The organism is Rahnella sp. ChDrAdgB13, assembly GCF_017655185.1.
In the GTDB taxonomy this organism is placed as follows: Bacteria; Pseudomonadota; Gammaproteobacteria; order Enterobacterales; family Enterobacteriaceae; genus Rahnella; species Rahnella contaminans.
This window is the reverse complement of record NZ_JAEMGT010000164.1, coordinates 1-6,816: the sequence shown is the minus strand read 5'-3', so window position 1 is coordinate 6,816 and position 6,816 is coordinate 1. Positions and strand designations below refer to the sequence as shown.

Annotated in this window: 6 protein-coding genes and 3 pseudogenes; 8 read left to right on the top strand and 1 reads right to left on the bottom strand. The window is 48.6% G+C overall.

Features of this window, described 5'->3' with window-relative positions; translation table 11 throughout:
* The 3 genes and pseudogenes from J8X26_RS25780 to J8X26_RS25770 form a co-directional block, all read left to right on the top strand.
* The coding region (locus J8X26_RS25780; protein ID WP_208952409.1) for an Rpn family recombination-promoting nuclease/putative transposase at nt 1-208 on the top strand (208 nt) is incomplete at its 5' end.
* Between the two features lie 28 nt (nt 209-236).
* Nucleotides 237-671: pseudogene (locus J8X26_RS25775) on the top strand (DUF2913 family protein); the annotation flags it as partial.
* Nucleotides 672-758: 87 nt separating this feature from the next.
* A pseudogene (locus tag J8X26_RS25770) lies at nt 759-1,226 on the top strand (IS6 family transposase); the annotation flags it as partial.
* A gap of 53 nt (nt 1,227-1,279) precedes the next feature.
* Here the strand turns inward: J8X26_RS25770 and J8X26_RS25765 are convergent.
* A pseudogene (locus tag J8X26_RS25765) lies at nt 1,280-1,450 on the bottom strand (transposase); the annotation flags it as partial.
* Between the two features lie 345 nt (nt 1,451-1,795).
* Here J8X26_RS25765 and J8X26_RS25760 point away from each other — a divergent pair.
* From J8X26_RS25760 to J8X26_RS25740, 5 genes are all read left to right on the top strand, one after another.
* A complete protein-coding gene (locus tag J8X26_RS25760) occupies nt 1,796-2,428 on the top strand; it encodes a LysR family transcriptional regulator (RefSeq protein ID WP_208952408.1) in 633 nt (210 codons plus the stop codon).
* A gap of 24 nt (nt 2,429-2,452) precedes the next feature.
* Nucleotides 2,453-2,716 carry a LysR substrate-binding domain-containing protein gene (locus J8X26_RS28120; RefSeq protein WP_374101309.1) on the top strand — a complete coding sequence of 88 codons (264 nt, stop codon included), beginning with the start codon at nt 2,453-2,455 and terminating at the stop codon, nt 2,714-2,716.
* A 614-nt stretch (nt 2,717-3,330) separates the two neighbouring features.
* Complete coding sequence (locus tag J8X26_RS25750; protein ID WP_208952406.1) at nt 3,331-4,596, top strand: MASE1 domain-containing protein; 1,266 nt, start codon at nt 3,331-3,333, stop codon at nt 4,594-4,596.
* Nucleotides 4,597-4,598: 2 nt separating this feature from the next.
* Nucleotides 4,599-5,903, top strand: a complete 1,305-nt coding sequence (locus tag J8X26_RS25745; protein WP_208952405.1) for an HdeD family acid-resistance protein — start codon at nt 4,599-4,601, stop codon at nt 5,901-5,903.
* On the top strand, nt 5,893-6,654 hold the full coding sequence (locus tag J8X26_RS25740) for a DUF4105 domain-containing protein (RefSeq protein ID WP_208952404.1): 762 nt from the start codon (nt 5,893-5,895) through the stop codon (nt 6,652-6,654). Before J8X26_RS25745 ends, J8X26_RS25740 begins: the two co-directional genes overlap by 11 nt.
* Nucleotides 6,655-6,816: the final 162 nt, after the last annotated feature.

Genomic DNA, 6,816 nt, shown 5'->3' with positions numbered 1-6,816 from the left:
GACTATTGCACAACAGCTTGAACAAAAGGGCATCGAGAAGGGTATCCAGCTTGGTGAACAACGCGGTATAGAGAAAGGACGCCATGAAGGCAAACTCGAAGGCAAACTCGAAGTTGCCCGCACAATGCTGCAAAACGGTATCGATCGCGATTCAGTCATGAAAATGACCGGTCTGACCGCTGATGACCTGGCACAAATTAGCCACTAACGCTTCGTTTCAAAGGGCAGGGTAGCCATTGTCAGACAAGACCGGATCCGATATACCGGAAAATACCACCTCAGCGCTTAGCCATCTGGCGTTTTGCGCACTGGCGGCGTTAGGTTTGGCCCGTCAGGACGGTGCGACCGGTACGCCATATGCCGAAAACCTGTTTATTATCCGCTGGCTGGCGACGGCTCAAAAGCAGAGGCGCTTCCCCAGGAGCGTCGCCATTGATATTCAATGGCTGCTTGAGCGTGGTCGTAAACACGGGGCTGCGGGTAAATTACATCAGCATCTGGAGTACCTCTGGCGCTCCTGCAGTGGTGATCTGGCTGCACAGTCGGATTTATTCCGGCTGACCTACGCCACGGAAACGTTAAAAGACCAGGGCTGGGACAATTACGTGATGGATAACCGGGAGTGGAAATCCGGCGTGACGCCTGCCCCTGCAAGAGACAACGGCTTCTATGTTGAAAAAGCGGCGCTGAATGCCGCCTTCACGCAGGACGCCCGCATTATCCCACCGATGTTATCGCTCAGTGTGTCCGCAGGTACCTGGCGAATGGACGAAACCTACATCAGAGTCAGAGGGCAGTGGAAATACCTGTACCGGGCCGTCGATACCGCAGGGCAGACCATTGACTTCCTGCTGACGGCGAAGCGGGATACGGCAGCAGCTCTGCGTTTCTTCCGTAAGGCCATCCGCCACCATGGTGAACCGGAAGTGGTGACTATCGATAAAAGCGGTGCAAACACCGCCGCCCTTGCGGAACGTAATACCGGAAAAGAGGCAGATGACTGCATAAAGGTCAGACAGAATAAGTACCTGAATAATCTGGTTGAGCAGGATCACCGTAATATCAAACGCCGGATACGACAGATGCTGGGATTCAAATCATTCCGCCGGGCGCAGGCTGTCCTTGCGGGTATTGAGCTGGTTCACATGATACGCAAGGGGCAGTATGCTCATCCTGACGGAGACGGATTGTCGCCGGCAGAACAGTTTTACCTTCTGGCTGCCTGAAAAGCAGGCAGCGCATTTTCAGCCGGTCTGCTGTCGTTAATGCGACAGAACCCTTTAAGGCGGGTCATCATGGAAGCATCCATCCCGCCATAGCGAGAACGCCATTTATAGAAACTGGCATTACTCATGCCGTGCTCACGGCACAGTTCGGCCACCGGTGTTCCGGCCCCAGCTTGTTTCAGGATGGACATGATTTGGCTGTCAGTAAAACGTGATTTTTTCATAGAACTCTCCCCGGTTCAGATTACGAGATAATTCTACTTATCAACACACCGATTTTTCGGGGGGATTACCACCGCTACAGGATCGTGAATGTGGTGATCAGATCCTGACTACGGCCAAAGGTTCGATTTATTCAACAAAGCCCCTCTTCAGATGATGGAAACATCACCACCGTTAAGCGTTTATTTAGGTAACGCAATTGTTAATATTGTATCATTTATCTAATTATTAAGTGATATTTTCATTATGATTATGCATTCTGTGATTAATTTTATCATTGATAATGATTTTTTCAGTGAATGAATTTATTGAAATAAAAACACTTTTGGGTATGGATGGTGAATATAGTGAAAAGCAAAAAATATCGAACAGTATATGACTGGTTAGTTTTTATAAAGGTTGTTGATAAAAAAAGCTTTTCTAAAGCCGCGCAAGAAATCAAGGTTAGCATTTCATCAATCAGCAAATCGATTGCTAAATTAGAGGATACTTTTGATTGTCAGCTAATAAGAAGAAATGCACATCATTTCGAGATTACCACTGCAGGAAAGATTGCGTATAAAAAATCCATGGAATTGTGCAATACCTATCATACCCTTGTTAATGAAATCAACGATATAAACACATCTATGAGCGGCAACATAAAACTGTCCGCCCCTGGAGTGTTATGTGATTCACTGATTAGTTCGTGGGTATGGGATTATATGGATAGCCATCAGGATGCTAATATTAATTTAAACTCAAGGGAAGCCGGGAGTTTTTCAGCTGATTCGCCAGAATTTGATGATTTAGTGATAAAAAGCGGATTTATTGATAGCCCTGATCTGATACATAAAAACTTAAACCCCGTACCATTTGGTATGTATGCTTCTCCGCAGTATTTAAAAAACACAAAATCGATATGCAACCCGACCGACATCCATGGTCATTCTATCATTAAACTTGATCATCCATCACTGAATCAAACTTTACATTTATAAAAAGAAGATGAATCAATTAACTTAATGATAGAATACGGAAAATTATTTCTTTCAAACAGTACGAGAGGTATTGTCAATATGACAATTGGAGGAAAGGGTATTTGTATCGCGGTACCTAAATGGACAGTAAATCATAACATTAAAGAAGGTTCTCTGGTTGAGTTCCTCCCAGAATGGCAATTACCAAAATTACCCATTTATCTTGTATGGCGATACCGGAGTCGTTATTCTTTTTTGTTTCGTGAATTTATAAATTATATTGAATGCAGGTGGAATGCTTTTTTTTAATCTTCCATCGTATTCAGACACGGTCGGATGCTGACGTCTGCGGACGCATTTCCCTTGTCGCAAGCTTTCCGTGATTCAGATCATCCACTTTCCACCACAGACAAGGCGGGATACGACAAAGCTGACAGCGGAGTACCAGCATTTTGAGATTCGTTCGTCACTGTAAACCCTGATCTACGAGTATTACTGTCTGATCAACTTAACAAGCGTTGTTCAATAATGCCAGCAAGCCCCCGGAGAGAAAATCCCGAAGACAGCAGGCAGCATGTATGTTCAACAGAATATATTTGGTTACGGTTGGTAACCATACAAAAATTAAGGATAAGTCTTGATGAAATTCAGACTGAGCTGCGTTTTTGCCCTCGTTCTCCTGCAGACTGCATGCCATCATATAGGGAATGTGACTTTAGGCGATATAAATGATAAAAACGATATATGTCCCGGTGGGTCCGCTGCGTCAAAAATATCAGGCCGCTGTCCATGAATGGCATCTTACCTGCAAATAATGGACCCGGGCCCTTGTGGATACCCGTTGACATACCGGTGAGAAACGCGGCTCCTTGCAATTTCATTATTAACCATCGGTTTCCTGGTATTTAACTCTGGGGTTGCCTGTGAAAGAATCAGCATCAGAACGATACAGACTCTTCCTTTATATATTGCCCTGGTCCCTGCTGTATTTTACGCTCGGCTATTGTTCGTTGCTGCTTGACGATCCGATCAGCAGGGTTGCTCTTGTTTGGTTCCCTGCGGGTGTGGCCGTTAGCGCTTTCCTTCTGGCACCCGGCAAAAAATGGTATTTGATCTATCTGGCACTTTTTCTCACGCGAACCCTGCTTGATGCACTGATGCGGCACTCTCCGGGGACGTCTTTGGTGCTGTCTGTTGTCTCGCTGTCCTGTGACTTTATGATTACTTGGTGCGTCAGGCGCTTTGCCGGACATGCGGATGATCTGCGAAAAGTCGTGGTATGGCTGGTGTCAGTTGGGATTTTTAGTGCCATCGCCGCTGTTGCAGGAACCAGATGGCTGGCTTCGCAGTATGCGTTTTCATTTATTCGTACTGCAGGGATCTGGTGGGCAGCAAATGTTGTCGGATGTATTGTTATCACTACGGTGCTGACCGGACTGGTGCGTGCGTCAGATCCCCCTGTAAACAGGAGGTGGTTCGCCGCCGTCGTTGCTGCAGCACTGACCGTTTTCAGTACCGTGCTGATATTTACCCTGCCTCCGGCGCGGGAAGATCAGGTTGGGGGAGTTTATGCTTTGGCCTGCATCCCTGTATTGATCACTGTGCTGGTCCCGGTCATAAGTAGTGACCGCGCTGGCGCGCTGGTATACGCCTTATTCTGTACGCTCGTTATTTATTTTTCATGGCAGCAGACCGGACCTTTTTTTATTAAGGGACTGCTCTACGGAGAACCGCTGCTGATTGCGCAGTGTTATCTGGCAGGCACTGCGATCCTGATGATATTTATTCGTATTCAGATGCGAACAATCTTTAATGCTAACGCCGCCAGGCCGGATGATGATGGCGAGGTCGCCTATTATCTGGATATAAGAACTGGCATCATCCACTGGGATCCGACAGTCGTCAGCAACCTGGGTAAGGTCACTGCCGCTGTTCACTCCCGTGAATCACTTTTCGCCCTGGTAGGTGCGCCAACCCAGGCAAAAATTGAATCACGATGGCAGGCGGTTCTGGCCGGAAAACAGATTGAAAAAGAATACCGTTTCCGCTTGTCTCTGCCTGGATTTGGAGAGGTCGTCATTGCAGAGCGGAATATGTTTTGTATGCCTGGACAGCACGACAACATCCTTGTTGGATACTGGACTGAAGCAGGCAATGTACTGACGCCTCATGCAAAACAGGAGTTCTGACCATGCTCCAGATAGCGCTTCTGCTTACGGGTTCAGATTTTGTACGTCGCAATTCACCGATACTTTTCCTTGCCAGTCTTCTGTGGAGTTTTGCCGGTGCTGCGGTGCTGGCGGACGGCATGATGGAAGCCAGTTACTTTCCGTTCCATGTGTTTGGCTATTTTCTGCTGGCTGAAAGTATGCTTACCCTGCTGACTGCATCGGGTACGCAGGGTGCCCGTAGAAGCATCTTCTGCTTCAAAGGTGGAATAATCGGATTTGTCGCTATATTGATACTTTCAGGCCGCCACAGCAGTAACCTGATGATGGCCATAATTTTTGGTTTTGCCTGTTTCATGACCGGTTTGTTTGTGGTTACGTCAGCCTGGGTCGTGCGGTACCCACATTGGCGCAGAGCGCTTTGTGGGGGGATATTCCAGCTTATATTTGCTCTGTTCCTTTTCCTGCCCTATCCCGCGAAACATGACGGTACCGTGCCACAGCTCATTGGCATGCTCATGCTGACCAGTGGTATTCAGTGTGCGCTACTGGCTTTCCGCCTGCGACATTTGAGAGATGGCTACCGGATTTTTGATATGTTCACCCCAGATGATTTACTGGGAACGGATGTTCAGGCTGAAGAATCAAATGCCGTTGCTACCGCACAGCCGGGACAGCAACTGACAGTACACGTATGGACACCGGAAGGCTCATCCGCAACGACTCCCGTTTCCAGACCCGTGCTCAACCGGTATATCGCAGCAGTAGACGCCAGAGGCGTAATCTCAACGGGCCACGCGGCACTTGAGATGGGGCCGGATATCTACATCAGCCTGTATCCGGCAGTGGATATAGACCGTTCTCCAGCAGAGTTTTTCAATACACTCAGAGCGGTAAGAGATAATAACGTGGCTGGAGAGTTCAAGGAGGGCTACACATCAGAGGCTGCCGCCTGGTGTGAGTCGGACCGGAAAATTGTTTTTCATGATTTCAGCCCAGCCTCACTGACGCATTTCTGGACACAATACCGACAACAGGAGATTTACAATCTCACCTGGCGAAACTGTTCAAGCAGTGTGGCTTATGCACTTGAGGCTGCTCTGGACGGTGTTCGTGGCGGTCATGGCGGGTGGATCCACTTTCTGCGGTTGTTTCTGATACCCGAGCTCTGGATAGCCGCTCAGTTGCGTAAAAGGGCAACAACGATGGCCTGGACTCCGGGGCTGTTACTGGATTATTCCCGGGCCCTGCATGCTCTCGTCCATCCGGTCAGACTGACCTGGTTCAGCAGACGATACCGGCAGAAGGATACCTCCAGTGATCGCTAAACAGAAAGAGCCGTGGCTTCCTGAATATGAAAGGCTGTCATACGTCACCTGGCAAGATAATGACAAATTAACACTGCATCATATCCGGAATTTTCGTTATGACAGTAACGGCCCCCCCCTCCCCGCCTGGTATGATCGTACCTTCCGCTTAGGCGACGTGCAGGGAACAGACCTGATACTGTCATATTGGGGAAGCCGACACATTGCCCATGTTTTTCTGAGCTTTGGTCTGTCTGATGGTACCTGGATAGCCATTTCGGTTGAAACCCGCCGCAAACTCCGGCAACCGTGGTCAGTCATCAGGGGATTCCTGCGGCAATACCCGGTTATTTATCTGGTTGCGGATGAACGGGATGTTATTGGCGTCCGGGCCAGTGTCCGCGAGGAACGGGTTTTCATCTATCCCCTGTCTCTGACACCGCCCGATGCGGCTTCTCTGCTGCATGATTATCTGCAACGCCTCACACGCATTCATGATTTTCCGGAGAAATATCACACTCTGTGGAATAATTGCACCACCAACATCCTCCGCCACGGACAGTCACTCAGCCCTGACATGCGCTATAACTGGCGAATACTGCTGAGTGGTCATGCCGACAAATACTGCTATAACCACGGCTTGCTGGATACAACGCTTGCTTTCCCCGACGTGAAAAAGAAAAACCGGATGAAACCGCTGCAGCCCGGCAATCTGTCTGATACGTTTTCCAGGGACATCCGACAGGGGCGCGTCCCAATAGATCGGGAGTAAGAGACGCGGCGGGATGAAAACAGACTCTGCCTATGTTGGCCGCTGATTGCGATGCTACAGGATGCTTTCATGGATGACTCCGTTGTTTGCAGGGCCTGTACCAGATTTTGTGTAAACGCCCGTTTGTCAGTACCCGGACATTCGCTCCGGGTACTCAATCAT

Excerpts from the sequence above, each read along its gene's own strand:
- J8X26_RS28120 (WP_374101309.1), top strand. The coding sequence starts at position 2,453 with ATGATAGAATACGGAAAATTATTTCTTTCAAACAGTACGAGAGGTATT.
- J8X26_RS25745 (WP_208952405.1), top strand. The coding sequence starts at position 4,599 with ATGCTCCAGATAGCGCTTCTGCTTACGGGTTCAGATTTTGTACGTCGC.